The sequence below is a fragment of the Cellulomonas sp. GTC20042 genome, from assembly GCF_055389595.1.
The window spans coordinates 748,840-768,410 of sequence record NZ_AP043678.1 but is presented as its reverse complement, the minus strand read 5'-3'; the positions used below and the strand labels follow the sequence as shown (position 1 = coordinate 768,410).

Sequence of the window (19,571 nt, the reverse complement as noted above, 5' to 3'; positions counted from 1 at the left end):
TGCTTCTCTCTTCTCTGCAGTCGTGGTCCTCGGGCCGCACAGGGCCCTGCCACTGGATATCCCGCCCCGGGGTTCCGGGGCGGGACGGGGTGCGTCAGCCCTGGACGGTGATGCCCATGGAACGCGCGGTGCCGGCGATGATCTTCTCGGCGGCGGCGAGGTCGTTCGCGTTGAGGTCCTCGAGCTTGGTGGTCGCGATCTCGCGGACCTGCTCGGCGGACAGCGTGGCGACCTTCACGGTGTGCGGGGTCGGCGAGCCCTTGGCCACGCCGGCGGCCTTCTTGATCAGCTCGGCGGCCGGCGGGGTCTTGGTGATGAAGGTGAAGGAACGGTCCTCGTAGACCGTGATCTCCACCGGGATCACGTTGCCGCGCTGCGACTCGGTGGCCGCGTTGTAGGCCTTGCAGAACTCCATGATGTTCACGCCGTGCTGACCGAGCGCGGGGCCGATCGGCGGGGCGGGGGTCGCCGCACCGGCGTTGATCTGGAGCTTGATGAGGCCGGTGACCTTCTTCTTCGGGGGCATGAGCCACCCTTTCTTCTCTCGTGGGCCGACGCCGTGGGCGATGACCCGGTTGCAGTGCTGCCGGTTCTCCTGCGCCCGCAGGTGCGGGCGACGGGTGTCAGATCTTGGCGACCTGGCTGAACGACAGCTCGACCGGGGTCTCCCGGCCGAAGATGGACACGAGGACCTTGAGCTTCTGGTTCTCGGGGCTGATCTCGGAGATCGTCGCCGGCAGCGTGTCGAACGGGCCGTCGGTGACGGTCACGGACTCGCCGACGGTGAAGTCGACCTCGATCGTGGGGGCGGCCTTCGCCGTGGCACCGCCGGCCGCGGGGGCCTGCGCCTTCGGCTCGATCGCCGGGGCCAGCATGGAGAACACCTCGTCGAGGGTCAGCGGCACGGGCTGGTGGGTGTGGCCCACGAAGCCGGTGACGCCCGGGGTGTGCCGGACGGCGCCCCACGACTCGTCGGTGAGGTCCATGCGGACGAGGACGTAGCCGGGGATCCGGACGCGGCGCACGACCTTGCGCTGCGCGTTCTTGATCTCCACGACCTCCTCCATGGGGACCTCCACCTGGTAGATGAAGTCCTCCATGTTGAGGCTCTGCGTGCGGTTCTCCAGGTTCGTCTTGACCCGGTTCTCGTAGCCCGCGTACGAGTGGATGACGTACCAGTCGCCCGGCTGGGTCCGCAGCTGCGCCTTGAACGCGGCGACCGGGTCCTCCTCGACGTCGGGCTCCTCGTCGGCCTCGACCTGCTCGGCCTCGACCTCGGCGGTCTCCTCGACCTCGACGTCCGCGGTGCCCGTCTCGTCGGAGCCCGCGGCGGGCGCCTCGACCGCCTCGACCGACGCGAGGGCGTCGTCGAGCTCGGACTCGGCGGCACCCAGGGTGGGCTCCTGCGATTCCTGCGACACGGGCGAACCTGCTTTCTGCTGCGGATGGGGCTGAGGGGTCCTGCTGCGGCCGACCGCCACGGCGGACGGGCCCGGGGTCAGCCCCCGAAGATCCAGAAGGTGAGCTTGCCGATCCCGAGGTCGACCACGGTCACGAAGGCCATGACGACGGCCACGAAGACCAGGACGACGGCGGTGTAGGTGACCAGCTCCGAACGCGTCGGGCGGACGACCTTCTTGAGCTCGGCGACGACCTGGCGCACGAAGAGGGCGATGCGGGCGAACAGGCCCCGACGCTTCTCGGTGCTGCCCGGCCTGCCGCCGGAGGCCCGCTCCGGGCGGTCGTTCGCGTCGGACGCCGCCGCGGGTGCCGAATCGCTCACCAGTCGTTCCCCTACGTCTCTGGGCACCGACCGTCGCCGGGTGCCACCCGTCGTCCGCCGGTCCGCCCGATGACGGTCGGCGGTCCGTGACCACACGCGCAGGGCAGGCGAGACTCGAACTCGCAACCGCCGGTTTTGGAGACCGGTGCGCTACCAATTGCGCCACTACCCTACGGCGGCGTCGGTCTCCCACGACGGTGACCGCGACCCGGAGGGCACGGCTCATCATGGTGGACGTCAACCACCGGGGGACCACTGTACGCGACGCGAGGGCCCGGGTCGAACCACTCCGGGGTCGGGCGCCCGCGGAGCCCCGCACCGCCCGCGTGGCGTCCGTCACTCGATCCCCACCTGCCGCCCTCCGGCCGTGTTCTGCGAGGATGGTCGCCGTGAGCCCGAGCGCCGCCAGCCCCGCCCCCGCACCCGCCCCCCGTCGCGTGTCCGCACGCGTCGGCAGCATCGCCGAGTCGGCCACCCTGGCGGTGGACGCGAAGGCCAAGGCGCTCAAGGCCGCGGGCCGCCCGGTGATCGGCTTCGGCGCCGGCGAGCCCGACTTCCCCACGCCGGACTACATCGTCGAGGCCGCCGTCGCCGCCGCCCGCGACACGGTGAACCACCGCTACTCCCCCGCCGGCGGGCTGCCGGTGCTGCGCGAGGCCATCGCCGCCAAGACGCTGCGCGACTCCGGCTACGCGATCGACCCGCGCGACGTGCTGGTGACCAACGGCGGCAAGCAGGCGGTCTACCAGGCGTTCGCGACGCTGCTCGACCCGGGCGACGAGGTGCTGCTGCCGGCGCCGTACTGGACCACCTACCCCGAGGCGGTCCGGCTGGCCGGCGGCGTGCCGGTCGAGGTGGTGGCCGGCGTCGAGCAGGGCTACAAGGTCACGGTCGACCAGCTCGAGGGCGCCCGCACCCCGCGCACCAAGGTCCTGCTGCTCTGCTCCCCCTCCAACCCGACCGGCGCGGTGTACACGCCGGACGAGACCGCCGCGATCGGCCGCTGGGCGCTGGAGCACGGCATCTGGGTGGTCACCGACGAGATCTACGAGCACCTCACCTACGACGGCGCCGTCGCCACGCCGCTGCTGCGCGCGGTCCCGGAGCTCGCGGACACGACCGTCGTGCTCAACGGCGTCGCCAAGACCTACGCGATGACCGGCTGGCGGGTGGGCTGGCTCACCGGTCCGACCGACGTGGTCAAGGCCGCCACGAACCTCCAGTCCCACCTGACCTCGAACGTCGCGAACGTCTCGCAGCGCGCCGCGGTGGCCGCCCTCACCGGCGACCTGTCGGCGGTGGCCGAGATGCGCACCGCCTTCGACCGGCGTCGCCGCACGATGGTCTCGATGCTGCGCGAGATCGACGGCGTGGTGATCCCGGACCCGCAGGGCGCGTTCTACGCCTACCCGAGCGTCGCCGGGGTGCTCGGCCGCACGATCCGCGGCGTCACCCCCACCACCTCCGCCGAGCTGGCCGCGCTGATCCTCGACCAGGTCGAGGTCGCCGTGGTGCCCGGCGAGGCCTTCGGTCCCAGCGGCTACCTGCGGCTGTCCTACGCGCTGGGCGACGAGGACCTGGTCGAGGGCGTCGGACGGATCCAGGCGCTGCTCGCCGAGGCCCGCTGACCTCGCAGGACGCCTCCGGCTGACGTCGGCGTCCACCGATCGGTGGACCCCGGTGCAGACCGGCCGGTCGTCCCGTCGACCCCCGGCGCACCGGGATCGTGGACGTCATGGACGACAACGACCTCGCGGTCCGGGTGACCGGGCTGCACAAGCGGTACGGCGAGAAGCAGGCCGTCGACGGGCTGGACCTGTCGGTGGCCCGCGGCGAGATCGTGGCGGTGCTCGGCCCGAACGGCGCCGGCAAGACCACCACCGTCGAGATCCTCGAGGGCTACCGCCGTCGCGACGCCGGCGAGGTGCGCGTGCTCGGCGTGGACCCGCAGACGGCGGGGCGCGACTGGCGCGCACGGATCGGGATCGTGCTCCAGAGCAGCAGCGACCTGGACGAGGCCAGCGTGAGCGAGCTGGTGCACCACTTCGCCCGGTACTACCCCGACCCGCGCGATCCCGAAGAGGTCATCGACGCGGTCGGGCTGCGCGAGAAGGCCCGCACCCGCACCCGCGCGCTCTCCGGCGGTCAGCGGCGCCGGCTCGACGTCGCGCTCGGCATCGTCGGCCGGCCCGAGCTGCTGTTCCTGGACGAGCCGACCACCGGCTTCGACCCCGAGGCGCGGCACGCGTTCTGGGACCTGATCGCCGGGCTGCGCGACGAGGGCACCACGATCCTGCTGACCACGCACTACCTGGAGGAGGCCGAGCACCTGGCCGACCGGGTGGCGGTGGTCCGCTCCGGCCGCGTCGTCGCGGTCGACACCCCGTCCCAGCTCGGCGGACGGGCGGTGCGCGAGGCCGTGGTCCGCTGGACCGAGGACGGCGTGCCGCGCGAGACCACCACGCCGACGCCGACCGCGGTGGTGTCCGCGCTGGCCGACCGGCTCGGCGAGGTGCCCGGGCTCCAGGTGGTCCGGCCGACGCTCGAGGACGTCTACCTCTCCCTGATCGCCGAGGACGCCACCCACCCCACGACCGGCACGCCGGTCCTCACCGCCCCGGAGGCCCTCCGATGAGCACCACCACCGCGCGCCGACCGGCCGCCGCGCCGGCCCTGCCGGGCACCCTGCGCCTCGGGCTGGAGCGCACCCGCTACGAGGTGCGCGGGTTCTTCCGCGAGCGCGACGCGGTGATCTTCATCTTCGCGTACCCGGTGATCATGCTGATGATCTTCTCCACGGTGTTCGGCCAGGACGGCGCCACCGTCGGAACGGGCGACGGGGTGTCGTTCTCGCAGTACTTCCTGCCCGGGATGATCGCGACCGGCGTGCTGCTCTCGTCCTTCCAGAGCCTGGCCGTGCAGATCCCGGTGGAGCGCGACACCGGCGGGCTCAAGCGGCTCGGCGGCACGCCCCTGCCGCCCGCCGCGTACTTCCTGGGCAAGGTCGGCCAGGTGCTCCTGACCACGCTGGTGCAGGTGGCGCTGCTGCTCGCCGTCGCCGCGCTGGTCTACGACGTGGACCTGCCGACGACCGCGGACCGCTGGCTCACCTTCGCGTGGGTGCTCGTGCTCGGCACGGCCGCGGGGGCGGTGTGCGGGGTCGGGTTCTCGTCGCTGCCCCGGTCGGCGCGCTCCGCGAGCGCCGTCGTGACCCCGGTGGTGCTGGTGCTCCAGTTCATCTCCGGCGTGTTCTTCGCGTTCTACGACCTGCCGTCGTGGATGCAGAACGTGGCCTCGGTGTTCCCGCTGCGCTGGATGGCGCAGGGCATGCGCTCGGTGTTCCTGCCGGACGACATGGTCACGCTGGAGATCGGTGGCACCTGGGCGCACGGCACCACCGCCGCGGTGCTGGTCGCGTGGCTGGTGGTGGGGCTGGTGATCGGCGTGCGGACCTTCCGGTGGCGTCGCCGTGACGACGGCTGAGCGCCCGGCGCGCCACACTGTCCGCATGTCGCAGCTGCTCGACCCCGTGCCGGAGCGGGCCTTCGTGACCCGGCTGGCCCCGCCCAGCGAGCGTCGTGAGTTCTGGCGGCGCGCGCTGGCCGGCTGGGACCTCGCGTTCTACGTCCTGCTGGGGATCTCGGCGGTGTCGATGATCGCGGTGGACCACGCCTGGCCGCCCTCGCCGCAGATCGTTGCGGCGGTCGCCGGGATCGTCGTGCTGCTGGTGGCGTACCTGCTGCTGGGCCGGCGCGGTGCGATCCGCGGGGACGTCCGGATGACCCGCGCGTACGTGGTGATCCTGATCGTCGTGGTGGCGGTGGCCAGCGGCGTGAGCACCGTCGGCTCGATCCTGCTGTTCGTCGGCTTCTCGCAGGTGTGGTTCTTCTCCGACACGCTGCGGGCCGGCATCCTCACCTCGGCCGCGATGGCGGTCACGGTCTGCACGACGATCGCGCTCCAGATGTCCGCACGGGGCCCGGAGCTGCTGTCGCTGATCGGGCAGATGGGCGTCGGCCTGACGTTCAGCCTGGCGCTGGGGCTGTGGATCACCCGGGTCGCCGAGCAGAGCGAGCAGCGCGCGGTGCTGATCGAGCAGCTGGAGGTCGCGCAGGCACAGCTCGCCGCCAGCAACCACGCGGCCGGGGTGCTCGCCGAGCGGGAGCGGATGGCGCAGGAGATCCACGACACGCTCGCCCAGGGGTTCACCAGCGTCGTGATGCTCGCGCAGACCGTGCAGGCGCAGCTCGAGGTCGGGCAGGTCGACGCGGCGCGCGAGCGGGTGGTGCAGGTGGAGCAGGTGGCCCGGGACAACCTCGCCGAGGCGCGCGCCCTGGTGGCGGCGTTCGGGCCGGCGGCCCTGGCGGACAGCACCCTGGCCGAGGCGCTGGACCGGCTCGGCGAGCGCTTCGGCGCCGAGACCGGCGTGCGGGTGGACGTGCGGCTGGACACCACCGGCAGCGCGGGGCGGGACACCGAGGTCGTGCTGCTGCGCGCAGCGCAGGAGGCGCTGGCGAACGTGCGCAAGCACGCCCGCGCCGACCGGGTGCTGCTCCGGCTGACCGAGGACGGCGCGCGGGCCACCCTGGAGGTGACGGACGACGGCGACGGGCTGGCCGCCGACGCCGTGGACGGAGTCGGGCTGCGCGGGATGCGGGACCGGGCGGTCGCCGGAGGTGGCACGCTCGACGTGACCGGCGGGCCCGGTCGCGGGACGACGGTCCGCCTGGTGCTGCCGCTGCCGGGTGGCCCGGGCGGCGGGACGGGTGCCGGAGCCGGCGGCGACGCGACGATCGAGCACAGGACGGTGACGGCATGACCGCGCAGCACAGCGCACTCGCGTCCGCGCAGGTGGGCGGGTCGATCCGGGTGCTGGTCGCCGACGACCACCCCGTCGTGCGCTCCGGCCTCGCCGGGCTGCTCGCGGTCGAGCCGGACATCGACGTGGTCGGCGAGGTCGCCGACGGGGCCGCGGCCGTGACCGCCGCCGCCGAGCTGTGCCCGGACCTGGTGCTGATGGACCTGCGGATGCCGGTGCTGGACGGCGCCGCCGCCACCGCACGGATCATCGCCGAGGTGCCCGGCGTGCGGGTGCTCGTGCTGACCACCTACGAGACCGACGCCGACATCCTGCGCGCCGTCGAGGCCGGTGCCACCGGCTACCTGCTCAAGGACACCCCGCGCGACCAGCTCGTCGCCGGGGTGCGCGGGGCCGCACGCGGGGAGTCGGCGCTGTCGCCCTCGGTCGCGTCCCGGCTGGTGCAGCAGATGCGCGGGGAGAGCGAGCGACTGACCCCGCGCGAGGTCGAGGTGCTGGCCGGTGTGGCCCGCGGGCTGTCCAACGGCGCGATCGGGCGTGACCTGTTCATCACCGAGGCCACCGTCAAGACGCACCTGCTGCGGGCCTTCGCCAAGCTCGGCGTCGACGACCGCACCCGCGCGGTCACGGTCGCGATGGAGCGGGGCGTCCTGCCGCACCCGTGAGGCGCGCGCCGCGTTCGTCGGCGCGCGCGGGATCGGGCAGACTCACGCACGTGCGCGACCTGTCCCTGCTGCCCAAGGCCCACCTGCACCTGCACTTCACCGGGTCGATGCGCGTGCAGACGCTCGCCGAGATGGCCGCCGACCGCGGGGTCCGGCTGCCCGCCACCCTGCTCGACGGCGAGGCGCTGCGCGTGCCGGCGGACGAGCGGGGCTGGTTCCGGTTCCAGCGGCTCTACGACGCGGCGCGGGCGTGCGTGCGCGGCGAGGACGACCTGCGCCGGATCGTGCGCGAGGCGGCCGCCGACGACGCCGCGGAGGGATCGGGCCGCCTCGAGATCCAGGTGGACCCGACCTCCTACGCCCCCGGTGTCGGCGGCATCACCCCGGCGCTGGAGATCGTGCTGGACGAGGCGCGCGCGGCCGGGGCGGCCCACGGGATCGAGGTCGGCGTGATCGTCGCGGCCTCCCGGATGCGGCATCCGCTGGACGCCCGGATCCTGGCGCGGCTGGCCGCCCGGCACGCCGGCGACGGCCCCGGCGAGGTGATCGGCTTCGGCCTGTCCAACGACGAGCGCCGCGGCGAGACCCCGGAGTTCGCCCCCGCGTTCTCGATCGCGCGCCGGGCCGGCCTCGCGTCGGTGCCGCACGGCGGTGAGCTGCTGGGCGCCGCGCACGTGGACGAGGTCATGGAGCACCTGGCGCCGGACCGGCTCGGCCACGGCGTGCGCGCGGGCGAGGACGGCGCGCTGCTGCGCCGGATCGTCGATCGGGGGATCGCGCTGGAGGTCTGCCCGGCGTCCAACGTGTCGCTGGGCGTCTACCGGGAGGCGGCCGACGTGCCGCTGCGCCGGCTGGTGGACGCCGGCGCGACCGTGGCGCTCGGCGCCGACGACCCGCTGCTGTTCGGCTCCCGGCTGGTCGCGCAGTACCAGACCGCTCGCGAGGTGCACGGGTTCACCGACGCCGAGCTGGCCGACCTCGCACGCTCGTCGATCCGGGCCAGCCGCGCCGGCGAGGCGACGCAGGCCCGGCTGCTCGCCGGCGTCGACGCCTGGCTCGCGACCCCCGACCCCGCGGCCTGACGCGCCGCGCGGCCGCGTCGAGAGTGCACGAAAGCGCCCTTCGCCTGCCGTGAAGCAGGCGTTCGTGCGACCTCGGTGGCCGGAGGCCCGCGAGGCGCGCGGCGTCAGAGCGCGGTGCCGACCAGCACGGGCTCGGGCTCGAGCACCACGCCGAACCGCTGCTGCACGCCGTCGCGGACCGTGCGGGCCAGCGCCAGCACGTCCCCGGCGTTCGCGCCGCCGCGGTTGGTCAGCGCGAGGGTGTGCTTGGTCGACAGCGCCGCCGGCCCGGGCAGGCCGAAGCCCTTGGCGAAGCCCGCGTGCTCGATCAGCCAGGCCGCGCTGGACTTCACCAGGCCCTCGCCGGCCGGGTAGCGCGGGGCGTCGTCCGGCAGCACGGCGGCGTCGGCCTCGGTGAGCACGGGGTTGGTGAAGAACGAGCCCGCGGACCGCGTGTCGGCATCGGTCGGGTCGAGCACCATGCCCTTGCGGCGGCGCAGCGTGAGCACCGCCTCGCGCACCTCGGCCAGCGGCGCACGCTCCCCCACCGCGATGTCCAGCGTCGAGGCCAGCTCGGCGTAGCGGATCTTCTCGGACAGCGGGGCGACGCGGAGCTGGAAGGTCACGTCGAGCACCACGTAGCGCGGGGTCGGGAACCACGGGGCCCCGGCGTCGGCGCCGTCGTCCGGCAGCGCGCGCATCGAGCGCTTGAGCAGCGAGGTGCGGTAGCCGAACGCCAGGTCCACCAGCGGCAGCGTCCGCACGCGCCCGCGCCCGCGGTCCCACACCCGCACGGTGGCGATGGTCTGCGCGACCTCCTGGCCGTAGGCGCCGACGTTCTGCACCGGGGTCGCGCCGGTGGACCCCGGGATGCCGGACAGCGCCTCGACGCCCATCAGCCGGTGGCCGGTGGCGTACGCGACGACCTCGTCCCACGGGGTGCCCGCCGCCACGGTCACGGTCACGCCCGCGCAGGCGGAGTGGTCCGGCGTGGTCAGGTCGCTGCGGCCGTCCCGCACCACCAGCCCGTCGAAGCCGGCGTCGCCGACCAGCAGGTTGGACCCGCCGCCGATCACCAGCAGCGGGATGCCGTCGGCGTCCGCGGCACGCACGGTGTCGATCAGCTCGGCCTCGGTGCTCGTCTCGACGAACCGGGACGCGGGGCCGCCGACGCCGAGGGTGGTCAGGTCCGCGAAGGTCGTGCTCTGCACCTCGATGCTCACGGCACGAGGGTAGGCCGCTCCGGCACCTGCTGGCGCGGCGGTGCTGCCGCGTTCACGACCAGCAGACCGATCACGATCGGCACCACGATCACCAGCAGCGCGTGCCGGTAGCCGAGATGGCCGGCGAGCAGGCCGAGCAGCGGCGGTCCGGCGAGGAACGCCGTGTAGCCGATCGTGGAGACCACGCTCACCCGGGCGGCGGCGCGCAGCGGGTCGTCGCTGGCGGCGCTCATGCCCACCGGGAACCCGAGGGCCGCACCCATGCCCCAGAGCACTGCACCGGCGACGGCGAGCCACAGCATGTCGTCCGGCACCAGGCCGAAGATCAGCAGGCCGACCAGCGCGAGCCCGGCGCACAGCCGGAGCACCGCCACCCGTCCGAACCGGTCGAGCAGCGCCGTGCCGAGGAAGCGCATCAGGGTCATCGCGGAGACGAAGATGCCGAAGGACAGCGCACCCACGGCGTCGCTCTGGTCGAAGCCGTCCACCACCGCCAGGCTCATCCAGTCGTTGCCCGCGCCCTCGGTGAGCGCGGCGGCCAGCACGACCAGGCCGATCAGCAGCGTGCGCGGCTCCAGCCACGCCCCGAAGACCGACGTGCCCCGCACCTCGGCGCCGACGGTCGCCCCCTCGGCGGTCGCCCCGGCGAGCTCGGCGCCGTGCCCGGCGGGCAGGAAGTACCGCACCGCCACCAGCACGCCGACGGTGGACAGCGCCACGGCGACCGGCACGTGCACGATCACGGGCACGTGCGCGCCGGCCGCCACCGCCGCGACGCCGGCCGCGATCACCGTGCCGACCGAGAAGCCCGCGTGGTACCGGGGCATCACCGTGCGACCGAGCCGCTGCTCGACCAGCGCGCCCTCCAGGTTCATCGCGGCGTCCCACACGCCCGTGCCGACGCCGAAGACGACCAGACCGGCGGCGGTGATCACCACCTGCCCGGCGGCCACCCCGCTCGCAGCGACCGCCAGACCCGTCGCGTTGAGCGTCGCGAAGACCATCACGGCGCGCGGGGCACCGATCCGGGTGACCACCAGGCCGGACAGCGGCAGGGCGATCAGCGAGCCCACCGAGCCGACCAGCAGCAGCAGGCCCATCCGGGTCGCCGGCAGGTCGAGCGCGTCGCGCACGGCGGGCAGCCGCGCCGCCCAGGAGGAGAAGTTGAAGCCGTTGAGCACGAACACCGCGAACACCGCGAAGGAGGCGTTCCGGACCGCGCGCGGATCCATGGTCGAGGTCATCGTCGTCGCTCTCAGCGCTCGGTGCGTGCGGCAGGGGCAGGGCGTGCGGCAGGGGCAGGGTGCTCACGCGGGGCGTCGTCCCGCACGGTACCCGAGGAGGCCAGGCAGGTGCGGTCGGCGCCGTCGGCGCGCGGTGCGGGCACGGCGAGGCCGGCGGCCGACCCGGCGTCGGGCAGCGCGACGGTCACGCCGTCGGCGGTCGCCACCACGGGGAGCGCCGGGTCGTCCACGGGCGCAGTGGGGTCCTGGTCGGCGGCGTCCGGCCGGCGCACGGTGCTCGCCAGGAGCACCGAGGTCACCATCGCCACGGTGATCAGCACCAGCGCGTGCCGCGGGCCCATCACCTCGGCGGCCAGACCGAGCAGCGGGGGCGCCGCCAGGGACGCCGTCGAGGAGAACGCGGACACCACGGCCACCCGGCTCGCGGCGCGCAGCGGGTCGTCGGAGGCGGCAGCGATGCCGATCGGCACGGTCAGCGCGGCACCGAAGCCCCACGCGACGATCCCGACCGCCGCCAGCGGCAGCGTGGGCGCGAAGCCGAACAGCACCAGACCGCCGAAGGAGACGGCCCCCGACCCGCGCAGCACCGCGACCCGGCCGTACCGGTCGATCAGCCGGGTGCCGAGCAGCCGCACCGCGGTCATCGCGCCGACGAACACGCCGAACATCGCGGCGCCGACCGCCTCGGCCTGGTCGAAGCCGTCCACCACCGCGAGCGCCAGCCAGTCGTTGGCCGAGCCCTCGGACAGCGCGGCGGACATGATCACCACACCGATCAGCAGCGTGCGCGGCTCGCGCCAGGCACCCAGCGCGGCGCCGGGGCGGGTGCGGCGGGCGCGCAGCCGGGCGAGCGCGCCGCCCTCGACCCGCGGTCGGACGGACCGCGCCCCGTCGCGGGGAGTCCGGGGCGTCGGCACCGACTCGATCACCGCACCCGGCACGGACGCCATCCGCCACACCGTGCCGACGACCGCGGTGGCGGCGAACTGCGCGAGCAGCGGCACCTGGCCGAAGGCGGCGAGCGCACCGACGCCGGAGCCCAGCACCGAGCCGATCGAGAAGGCCGCGTGGAACTGCGGCAGCACCGTGCGGCCGAGCCGACGCTCGACGGCGGCGGTCTCGACGTTCAGCGGCACGTTGCCCAGCGCGAAGCCCGCCCCGGACAGGAAGATGCCGACCGCCGTGATCGGCACCGACCCCCAGGTGGGGCCGAGGCCGATCAGCACGTAGGCCGCCGCGAACGCGGCCGTCGACAGGTACAGCACGAAGCGCCCGCCGTACCGGTTGACCAGCATCCCGGCGACGGACACGGTGGCCAGCGAGCCGATCGACCCGGCGATCAGGATGCCGCCGAGCTCCGCCGCACTCATGCCGAGGGCGTCGCGCACCGCGGGGATCCGCGCGAGCCAGCCCGAGAACATCAGGCCGTTCAGCGCGAACAGGCCCATCAGCAGCCAGCGCGCGCGGACCACGGACGGGTCCGCCGGCGCGTGCGGACGTCCCCCGCGGGCGGGCGTCCCCATCGGGGCGGTGGCTCGGGGGCGACGTCCTGCCGGACGGAGGGAGGCGCGGCCGGTGCGGGCCCGCGGCTTGCTCACGGCATCTCCAGGGTGCTGCTGTGGTGGTCGGAGGGTTTCTCGAATCGATTCGATCACGCTCGCAGGCGGACTTCGAAACGATTCGGGGACGGCGTCAAGTCTGCGGGTACGCTGACGGCGGCGTCAACCGGGTTGGCGCCGTTCTCACCCGGGGGCGTGCGTCGTCCCCGCCCCCGACTCCTCGGAGTCCCGACGCGCAGGAGGCCCGGTGTCGCAGCGGCCGACCCTCGCCGACGTCGCCTCCTCCGCGGGCGTCTCGGTCTCCACCGCCTCCCTCGCCTTCTCCGGCGCCGGGCCGATCGCCGAGGCCACCCGCCGCCGCGTGCTCGACGCGGCCGCGGCGCTCGGCTACTCCGGCCCGAACCCGCTCGGGCGCCAGCTGCGCAGCGGCCGGTCCGGGATCGTCGGCGTGGTGGTCGGCGACGCGCTCAAGCGCTCGTTCCGCGACCCCGTGTCCGTGCAGGTGCTCGACGGCCTGGTCGACACGATCGGCCCGCTCGGGCTCGGCGTGCTGCTGATCCCCGGGCCCACCGGCCCCGACGAGGCCCCCGTCGACCCGCTGGTCGAGTCCGCCGCGATGGACGTCGCCGTGATGATCTGGGGCGGCACCACCGAGGACCCCACGCTCCAGGCGCTCGCCCGGCGCGGGATCCCCGCCGTCGTCGTCGAGGGGCACGAGCTCGACGTCACCACCGTCGGCATCGCGGACCGCGCCGGCGTCGCCGAGGCCACCCGGCACCTGCTCGACCTCGGGCACACCCGGATCGCCACGGTCACCCTGCCGTTCGGCCCCGACCGGCACGACGAGATCGCGAGCCCGGAGCGCCTGGCGTCGATCCGGTGGCAGATCGCCCGCCGCCGCCTGGACGGCATGACCGACGTCGGCGTCACCCCCACCGCCGTCTACGAGACCCCCGCGTCCCTGGTCGAGCACGGCACCGCCGCCGCCCACGTGCTGCTCGACGTGCCCGCCGACCGGCGGCCCACCGCGATCGTCGCGCAGTCCGACCTGCTGGCGTCCGGCGTGGTGCTCGGCGCACGAGAGCTCGGCCTGCGCGTGCCGGAGGACGTCTCGATCGCCGGCTTCGACGGCCTGGACCTGCCCTGGCTCGCGCCCGACGTGCTGACGACGGTGGTGCAGCCGATCGCGGAGAAGGGTGCGGTGGTCGGACGGGCCGTGCAGCAGCTGCTCGCCGGCGAGACCCCGGAGGACGCCGTGCTGCCGGTGCACCTGCGGGTGGGGACGACGACGGGGCCGGCACCGGCCTGAGGCGTGCGGGCGGGCGCGGTCCGGGTGGACGCGCGGCCCGGGTGGACGCGCGGTCCGGGTGGACGCGCGGTCCGGGTGAGCGCGGAGCGGTCAGCCCAGGCGGACGAGCGCCTGCGACTTGGCGAGCACGCGCTGCCCGCCGAAGGTCACCGCGAGGTCGATCCGCGCGGTGCCGGACTCGACGTCCAGCGCACCCACGGTGGCGACGACCTCGACCACGGCCTCGCCCGGGTCCGGCACGGCGACCGGGCGGCTGAACCGCGTCTGGTAGTCCACGACCGCGCCGGGATCGCCCAGCCAGTCCGCGACGACGCCGACGGCGGCACCCATGGTCCACATGCCGTGGGCGATCACGCCGGGCAGGCCGACCTCGGTGGCGAAGCGGTCGTTCCAGTGGATCGGGTTGAAGTCGCCGCTGGCGCCGGCGTACCGCACCAGGCGGGACCGGTCCACGGCGATCTCCCGACGGGCGACCTCCTGGCCGACGGCCAGGTCCGCGATCAGGGGCAGGGCCATCAGCCGTCCTCCCCCCGCACGGCGAGGGTCGAGGTGACCGAGGCGACGGGCTCGCCGTCCTCGGCGGAGATCACGGCGCGGGTCGTCACCATCGACAGACCGGCGCGCTCGGTGATCGCGTCCACGTGCAGCACCGTCACCAGGCGGTCACCCGCGTGGATCGGACGGTGGTGCACGAACCGCTCGTCGGCGTGGACGACGCGGCTGAAGTCGATCCGGGCCTCAGGGTCCTGGATCAGCTGCGCCTCGGCGCGCTGCGCGACGACGACGGCGAAGGTCGGCGGTGCGATGACGTCGGGGTACCCGAGCGCCAGCGCCGCCTCCCGGTCGGTGTGGGCCGCGTGCGTGGCCCCCACCGCCTCCGCGAACTCGCGGAGCTTCTCGTGGCCGACGACGTACACCTCGTTCGGCGGGTACTCGCGTCCCGCGTACTCAGGGTTGACGGCCACGACGGTGAGCTGACGAGGTCAGCGGGTCTCGCGGTGGACCGTGTGACGGCCGTCGCGCGGGCAGAACTTCTTCATCTCGAGCCGGTCGGGGTCGTTCCGACGGTTCTTCTTGGTGATGTAGTTCCGCTCCTTGCACTCCGTGCACGCGAGCGTGATCTTCGGACGGACGTCCGAGCTCTTGCTGGCCATGGTCTTGCCACCTCTCGCGCGAAGCGCTTGGATCTTCGTCGTCGAGCGCCCGTCGGACGCTCCACTGGATTCAGTGCTGGTAGCGGGGGCGGGGTTCGAACCCGCGACCTCACGATTATGAGTCGTGCGCTCTCACCAACTGAGCTACCCCGCCTCGGGTGAGCGCAGGCCAGGACATCAGTCCCGGCCTGCGACACACCACAGAGCCCCGAACGGGATTCGAACCCGTGACCTCTTCCTTACCAAGGAAGTGCTCTACCACTGAGCTATCGGGGCAGCGCGGATTAGGCTACACGCTGCGAGGGGTGGTCGTGAAATCGAGTCCGTCACACCCCGCCCCGCCGCATGATCACGCGGATCCGCACCCCCCCCTCACCGACCCGACCGCACCGGCGCCAGAGACGGCGACAGGGCGCCCTCCATGAGGAGGACGCCCTGTCAGGGGTGGCGGGTGAGGGATTCGAACCCCCGTAGGCGTTGCCAGCTGATTTACAGTCAGCCCCCTTTGGCCACTCGGGTAACCCGCCGGGGTGCAGTCCGCTGCGTGAACACGCATCGGGTGCGGATGGAAGGATAGCAAGTGTTCGGGGCCGCTCGTGACACACGTCCACGTCGGCCCCGCCCGGCGGGCACGCACCCGCCGGACCGCACCGCAGCAGCAGGAGGAGAGCACCATGGCGAGCGAGTCCTCGTTCGACGTCGTCAGCAAGGTCGACCGGCAGGAGGTCGACAACGCGCTGAACCAGGCCGTCAAGGAGATCGCGCAGCGCTACGACTTCAAGGGCGTCGGCGCGTCGATCGCCTGGAGCGGCGAGAAGATCGTGATGATCGCGAACTCCGAGGAGCGGGTGCGCGCGGTGCTGGACGTCTTCCAGACCAAGCTCATCAAGCGCGGGATCTCCCTCAAGGCGTTCGACACCGGCGAGGGCGACCCCAAGGCCTCCGGCAAGGAGTACCGCCTGGAGGGCGTCCTCAAGGAGGGCCTGTCCTCGGAGAACGCCAAGAAGGTCACCAAGATCATCCGCGAGGAGGGCCCCAAGGGCGTCAAGACGCAGATCCAGGGCGACGAGGTCCGGGTCTCCGCCAAGAGCCGTGACGACCTCCAGGAGGTCATCGCGCTGCTCAAGGGCGCCGACGACATCGACGCGGCGCTGCAGTTCATCAACTACCGCTGAGCCCGCACGCGCACGAGGCCCCGACCGGCTGCCGGTCGGGGCCTCGTGACGTCCTGGGCGAGGTGCGGTCAGTACCGCTCGATCCCGCCGGTCCCCGCCATCCGCTCCAGACGGGCGATCCGGTCGTCCATCGGCGGGTGGGTGGCGAACAGCCGGCCCACGCCGCCGCCCTTGAACGGGTTGGCGATCATCAGGTGCGAGACGTCCACCAGGCGCTGGTCCTGGGGCAGCGGGGCGGCCTGCGTGCCGCGCTCGAGCTTGCGCAGCGCGGAGGCGAGGGCCAGCGGGTCGCCGGTGAGCGCGGCGCCGTCCTCGTCGGCGTCGTACTCGCGGGTGCGCGAGATCGCGAGCTGGATCATCGTGGCCGCCAGCGGGGCCAGGAAGACCATGAGCAGGGCCGCGATCGGGTTGCCGCCGCGGTCACGGTCGTTGCCGCCGCCGAAGAACAGCGCGAACTGGGCCACGGAGGTGATCACCCCGGCGACGGCCGCCGCGATCGACGAGGTGAGGATGTCGCGGTTGTAGACGTGCATCAGCTCGTGGCCGAGCACCCCGCGCAGCTCCCGCTCGTCGAGGATCTGCAGGATGCCCTCGGTGCAGCACACCGCGGCGTTGCGCGGGTTGCGGCCGGTGGCGAAGGCGTTGGGCGCCGCGGTCGGCGAGACGTACAGGCGCGGCATGGGCTGGCGCGCGGACGTCGACAGCTCGCGGACGATCCGGTACATCGCCGGCTGCTCGATCTCGGAGACCGGGCGGGCGTGCATGGCGCGGATCGCGATCTTGTCCGAGTTCCAGTACGAGAACGCGGTGGCCAGCAGCCCGAAGCCGGCGAACAGGAAGATGTACCGCCCGTTGCCGACGAACGAGCCGATGCCCAGCAGCACGGCCCAGAGCACGCCGAACAGCAGCGCCGTCTTGAGCCCGTTGTAGTGCCGGTGACCCATCGACCGACCTCCTCCTCGTGATGCGCGAGATGTCTCGCTCCCAGGACAACGCAGCGCCCGCCCGGACGGTTCCCCTACGCTGACCTCCCGCAACCCCCACCGCAGCCGCGAACCCGAGGAGACACCGTGCGCACGTCCCGCTTCATCGCCCTGGCCGCTCTGAGCGCCCTGGCGCTCGCGGCCTGTGCCCCGGTCGACGACGACTCGCCCAGCAGCACCGCGGACTCCTCGGCCGCCGCCGACGGCGCCCTGGACACGCTGACCGAGGGCGTGCTGACCATCGGCACCTCGGACCCCGGCTACGAGCCGTGGATCGTCGACAACGACCCGAGCAACGGCGAGGGCTTCGAGTCCGCCGTCGCCTACGCGGTGGCCGCCGAGCTCGGCTACGACGCCGACCACGTCGAGTGGGTCCCGGTGACCTTCGACCAGATCATCGCCCCCGGCGCCAAGTCCTTCGACTTCGCGATCAACCAGGTGTCGATCAGCCCGGAGCGCGCGGAGAACCTCGACTTCTCCTCCTCGTACTACGACACCGCGCAGGCCGTGGTGACCCTGGAGGGCTCCCCGGCGGCGACCGCGACCAGCCTGGCGGACCTCAAGGACCTCAAGCTCGGCGCGATGGTCGGCACCACGAGCATCGAGGTCGCGCAGACCGCGATCGACCCGTCCACCGACATCCAGGTCTTCAACGACAACGACCAGGTCAAGCAGGCGCTGACCGCCGGCCTGGTGGACGCGATCGTGGTGGACCTGCCCACCGCGCTCTACATCACCGCCGCGGAGCTCGACGGCGGCGTGCTGGTCGGCCAGCTGCCCTCCGGCGACAACCCGGACCAGTTCGGCCTGGTGCTCGACAAGGGCTCCGCGCTGACCGGTGCGGTCACCGACGCGGTGGACGCGCTGCGCGAGGACGGCACGCTCGCCGACCTCGAGACGGTGTGGCTGACCGACGCCGCCGGCGCCCCGGTCCTGAAGTAGTGCCCGCAGCACCCCCCTCCGACGGCACCCCCGTGGGCTCCACGCCCGCCTGGGTGCCGTCGGCGCGTCAGCAGGAGCGCGACGCCTACCGTCGCGGCCGGGCCCGCCGGTCCACCACCGTGGCGCTGGTCAGCACCCTCGTGGTCGCCGCGGCGGTCGTGCTCGGCGTGACGTCCTCCCCCGGCTGGCCCCGGGTGCGCAAGTCCTTCCTCGACCCCGCGGTCGCCTGGGAGTCGCTGCCGAAGGTGCTCGAGGGCCTGTGGCTGAACGTCCGGGTGATGGTGGTCTGCGCGGTGCTGATCGTGGCGCTGGCGCTGCTGCTCGCGCTGGCCCGCACCCTCAAGGGGCCGGCGTTCCTGCCGCTGCGGCTGCTCGCCACCGGCTACGTGGACGTGTTCCGCGGGCTGCCGCTGATCCTGGTGCTGTTCCTGGTCGGCTTCGGCCTGCCGGGGCTGCGGCTCCAGGGCATCCCCACCTCGGCGGTCACGCTCGGCGCGCTCGCGCTGGTGCTCACGTACTCGGCCTACGTGGCCGAGGTGTTCCGCGCCGGGATCGAGTCGGTGCACCCCTCGCAGATCGCCTCGGCCCGCTCGCTCGGCCTGACCCGCGGGCAGACCCTGCGCCACGTGGTGCTGCCGCAGGCGGTCCGCCGGGTGGTGCCGCCGCTGCTGAACGACCTCGTGTCGCTGTCCAAGGACTCCGGGCTGATCTCGATCCTCGGGGCGATCGACGCGGTGCGCGCCGCGCAGATGCAGACGGCCGCGCACGCGAACTTCACGCCCTACGTCGTCGCCGGAGTCCTGTTCGTGCTGCTGACCATCCCGCTCACCCGGTTCACCGACGCGCTGGCCCGCCGGGGCGGCTGGCTCGGCTCGCAGGCCGGTCTCGCCGGCGCCGGGGCGATGCGATGAGCCCGCTGCTGCGCGTCGACCGGGTCCGCAAGACCTTCGGCGACCACGTGGTGCTGGACGACCTGTCCCTCGACGTCGCCGAGCACGAGGTGGTGGTGCTGATCGGCGCCTCCGGCTCGGGCAAGTCGACCCTGCTGCGGTGCATCAACCTGCTGGAGGACGTGGACGACGGGGTGATCGAGGTCGCCGGCCAGGAGGTCACCGACCCGCGCGTCGACGCCGACGCGGTCCGCGCCCGGATCGGGATGGTCTTCCAGGCCTACAACCTGTTCCCGCACCTGCGCGTGCTGGAGAACGTCGCCCTCGCGCCCCGCCTGGTGCACGGGGTGCCGAAGGCCGAGGCCCGCGAGCGCGCCGCCGCCATGCTGGAGCGGGTCGGCCTCGCCGCCAAGGCCGGCGCGTTCCCGGACGAGCTGTCCGGCGGCCAGCAGCAGCGGGTGGCCATCGCCCGGGCGCTGGTGAACCAGCCCGCGCTGATGCTGCTGGACGAGGTGACCAGCGCGCTGGACCCGGAGCTGGTCGGCGAGGTGCTGGACCTGCTCGGCGAGCTCAAGGACGAGGGCACGACGATGGTGCTGGCCACGCACGAGATGGCCTTCGCCCGGCACGTCGCGGACCGGGTGTGCTTCCTGCACCAGGGACGGATCCTCGAGCAGGGCCCCGCGGAGCAGGTGCTCGGCGCCCCGCGCGAGCCCCGCACGCAGGAGTTCCTGCGCCGTTTCGCCGGCTGAGCCCGTCGGACG

21 protein-coding genes and 4 tRNA genes are annotated in these 19,571 nt (G+C 73.6%); 11 read left to right on the top strand and 14 right to left on the bottom strand.

Annotated features, from left to right (window positions below; genetic code table 11):
* Positions 1-94: 94 nt before the first annotated feature.
* The 4 genes from rplK to ACZ5HG_RS03590 all read right to left on the bottom strand — a co-directional run bounded on the left by rplK (position 95) and on the right by ACZ5HG_RS03590 (position 1,955).
* Positions 95-526, bottom strand: coding sequence for a 50S ribosomal protein L11 (gene rplK / locus ACZ5HG_RS03605; protein WP_464180445.1), 432 nt, complete (start codon positions 524-526; stop codon positions 95-97).
* 97 nt (positions 527-623) lie between these two features.
* Positions 624-1,421 (bottom strand): transcription termination/antitermination protein NusG, encoded by a 798-nt coding sequence (nusG, locus tag ACZ5HG_RS03600; RefSeq protein ID WP_464180444.1) that lies wholly within the window; start codon positions 1,419-1,421, stop codon positions 624-626.
* 77 nt (positions 1,422-1,498) lie between these two features.
* The gene (gene secE / locus ACZ5HG_RS03595; protein WP_464180442.1) at positions 1,499-1,783 is read right to left on the bottom strand and encodes a preprotein translocase subunit SecE; all 285 of its coding nucleotides are present in this window, start codon (positions 1,781-1,783) and stop codon (positions 1,499-1,501) included.
* 99 nt (positions 1,784-1,882) lie between these two features.
* A tRNA-Trp gene (locus ACZ5HG_RS03590) sits at positions 1,883-1,955 on the bottom strand.
* 208 nt (positions 1,956-2,163) lie between these two features.
* Here ACZ5HG_RS03590 and ACZ5HG_RS03585 point away from each other — a divergent pair.
* The 6 genes from ACZ5HG_RS03585 (at position 2,164) to ACZ5HG_RS03560 (ending at position 8,349) form a co-directional block, all read left to right on the top strand.
* Positions 2,164-3,411 (top strand): pyridoxal phosphate-dependent aminotransferase, encoded by a 1,248-nt coding sequence (locus ACZ5HG_RS03585; RefSeq protein ID WP_464180441.1) that lies wholly within the window; start codon positions 2,164-2,166, stop codon positions 3,409-3,411.
* A gap of 107 nt (positions 3,412-3,518) precedes the next feature.
* Positions 3,519-4,418, top strand: a complete 900-nt coding sequence (locus ACZ5HG_RS03580; RefSeq protein WP_464180440.1) for an ABC transporter ATP-binding protein — start codon at positions 3,519-3,521, stop codon at positions 4,416-4,418.
* A complete protein-coding gene (locus tag ACZ5HG_RS03575; RefSeq protein ID WP_464180439.1) occupies positions 4,415-5,266 on the top strand; it encodes an ABC transporter permease in 852 nt (283 codons plus the stop codon). Before ACZ5HG_RS03580 ends, ACZ5HG_RS03575 begins: the two co-directional genes overlap by 4 nt.
* 25 nt (positions 5,267-5,291) lie before the next feature.
* On the top strand, positions 5,292-6,602 hold the full coding sequence (locus ACZ5HG_RS03570; RefSeq protein ID WP_464180438.1) for a sensor histidine kinase: 1,311 nt from the start codon (positions 5,292-5,294) through the stop codon (positions 6,600-6,602).
* A complete protein-coding gene (locus ACZ5HG_RS03565) occupies positions 6,599-7,267 on the top strand; it encodes a response regulator (protein WP_464180437.1) in 669 nt (222 codons plus the stop codon). Before ACZ5HG_RS03570 ends, ACZ5HG_RS03565 begins: the two co-directional genes overlap by 4 nt.
* A gap of 50 nt (positions 7,268-7,317) precedes the next feature.
* Positions 7,318-8,349, top strand: coding sequence for an adenosine deaminase (locus ACZ5HG_RS03560; protein ID WP_464180436.1), 1,032 nt, complete (start codon positions 7,318-7,320; stop codon positions 8,347-8,349).
* Between the two features lie 104 nt (positions 8,350-8,453).
* Here the strand turns inward: ACZ5HG_RS03560 and ACZ5HG_RS03555 are convergent, their stop codons facing one another.
* The 3 genes from ACZ5HG_RS03555 to ACZ5HG_RS03545 are packed head-to-tail and all read right to left on the bottom strand — an operon-like array spanning position 8,454 to position 12,393.
* A complete protein-coding gene (locus tag ACZ5HG_RS03555; RefSeq protein ID WP_464180435.1) occupies positions 8,454-9,551 on the bottom strand; it encodes a UDP-N-acetylmuramate dehydrogenase in 1,098 nt (365 codons plus the stop codon).
* Entirely contained in the window at positions 9,548-10,795 is a 1,248-nt protein-coding gene (locus tag ACZ5HG_RS03550) for an MFS transporter (RefSeq protein WP_464180434.1), read from the bottom strand. Before ACZ5HG_RS03550 ends, ACZ5HG_RS03555 begins: the two co-directional genes overlap by 4 nt.
* 11 nt (positions 10,796-10,806) lie before the next feature.
* Entirely contained in the window at positions 10,807-12,393 is a 1,587-nt protein-coding gene (locus ACZ5HG_RS03545) for an MFS transporter (RefSeq protein WP_464180433.1), read from the bottom strand.
* Positions 12,394-12,601: 208 nt separating this feature from the next.
* Here ACZ5HG_RS03545 and ACZ5HG_RS03540 point away from each other — a divergent pair, with 208 nt between their 5' ends.
* Positions 12,602-13,663, top strand: coding sequence for a LacI family DNA-binding transcriptional regulator (locus ACZ5HG_RS03540; RefSeq protein WP_464180432.1), 1,062 nt, complete (start codon positions 12,602-12,604; stop codon positions 13,661-13,663).
* A gap of 90 nt (positions 13,664-13,753) precedes the next feature.
* Here ACZ5HG_RS03540 and ACZ5HG_RS03535 read toward each other — a convergent pair whose 3' ends face one another.
* The 6 genes from ACZ5HG_RS03535 to ACZ5HG_RS03510 form a co-directional block, all read right to left on the bottom strand.
* The gene (locus ACZ5HG_RS03535) at positions 13,754-14,179 is read right to left on the bottom strand and encodes a MaoC family dehydratase (RefSeq protein ID WP_464180431.1); all 426 of its coding nucleotides are present in this window, start codon (positions 14,177-14,179) and stop codon (positions 13,754-13,756) included.
* Positions 14,179-14,628 (bottom strand): FAS1-like dehydratase domain-containing protein, encoded by a 450-nt coding sequence (locus tag ACZ5HG_RS03530; RefSeq protein ID WP_464180430.1) that lies wholly within the window; start codon positions 14,626-14,628, stop codon positions 14,179-14,181. Before ACZ5HG_RS03530 ends, ACZ5HG_RS03535 begins: the two co-directional genes overlap by 1 nt.
* An 18-nt stretch (positions 14,629-14,646) precedes the next feature.
* Positions 14,647-14,817, bottom strand: a complete 171-nt coding sequence (rpmG, locus tag ACZ5HG_RS03525; RefSeq protein ID WP_066582309.1) for a 50S ribosomal protein L33 — start codon at positions 14,815-14,817, stop codon at positions 14,647-14,649.
* Between the two features lie 77 nt (positions 14,818-14,894).
* Positions 14,895-14,971 (bottom strand) — tRNA-Met (locus ACZ5HG_RS03520).
* Positions 14,972-15,021: 50 nt separating this feature from the next.
* Positions 15,022-15,093, bottom strand: a tRNA-Thr gene (locus tag ACZ5HG_RS03515).
* A gap of 169 nt (positions 15,094-15,262) precedes the next feature.
* Positions 15,263-15,344: transfer RNA gene (locus tag ACZ5HG_RS03510), tRNA-Tyr, on the bottom strand.
* A 147-nt stretch (positions 15,345-15,491) separates the two neighbouring features.
* Between ACZ5HG_RS03510 and ACZ5HG_RS03505 the strand changes: the two genes are divergently transcribed.
* The gene (locus tag ACZ5HG_RS03505; RefSeq protein ID WP_464180429.1) at positions 15,492-15,992 is read left to right on the top strand and encodes a YajQ family cyclic di-GMP-binding protein; all 501 of its coding nucleotides are present in this window, start codon (positions 15,492-15,494) and stop codon (positions 15,990-15,992) included.
* Between the two features lie 68 nt (positions 15,993-16,060).
* Here the strand turns inward: ACZ5HG_RS03505 and htpX are convergent, their stop codons facing one another.
* Positions 16,061-16,936, bottom strand: coding sequence for a zinc metalloprotease HtpX (gene htpX / locus ACZ5HG_RS03500; protein ID WP_464180428.1), 876 nt, complete (start codon positions 16,934-16,936; stop codon positions 16,061-16,063).
* A gap of 126 nt (positions 16,937-17,062) precedes the next feature.
* Here htpX and ACZ5HG_RS03495 point away from each other — a divergent pair, with 126 nt between their 5' ends.
* Genes ACZ5HG_RS03495 through ACZ5HG_RS03485 form a run of 3 tightly spaced genes read left to right on the top strand, consistent with a single transcriptional unit; the run spans position 17,063 to position 19,559 of the window.
* Entirely contained in the window at positions 17,063-17,917 is an 855-nt protein-coding gene (locus ACZ5HG_RS03495; RefSeq protein WP_464180427.1) for an ABC transporter substrate-binding protein, read from the top strand.
* Complete coding sequence (locus ACZ5HG_RS03490) at positions 17,917-18,828, top strand: amino acid ABC transporter permease (RefSeq protein WP_464180426.1); 912 nt, start codon at positions 17,917-17,919, stop codon at positions 18,826-18,828. The genes ACZ5HG_RS03495 and ACZ5HG_RS03490 overlap by 1 nt, the downstream gene beginning before the upstream one ends.
* Positions 18,825-19,559: an amino acid ABC transporter ATP-binding protein gene (locus tag ACZ5HG_RS03485; RefSeq protein ID WP_464180425.1), complete on the top strand. Its 735-nt coding sequence runs from the start codon at positions 18,825-18,827 to the stop codon at positions 19,557-19,559. The genes ACZ5HG_RS03490 and ACZ5HG_RS03485 overlap by 4 nt, the downstream gene beginning before the upstream one ends.
* Positions 19,560-19,571 lie beyond the last annotated feature (12 nt).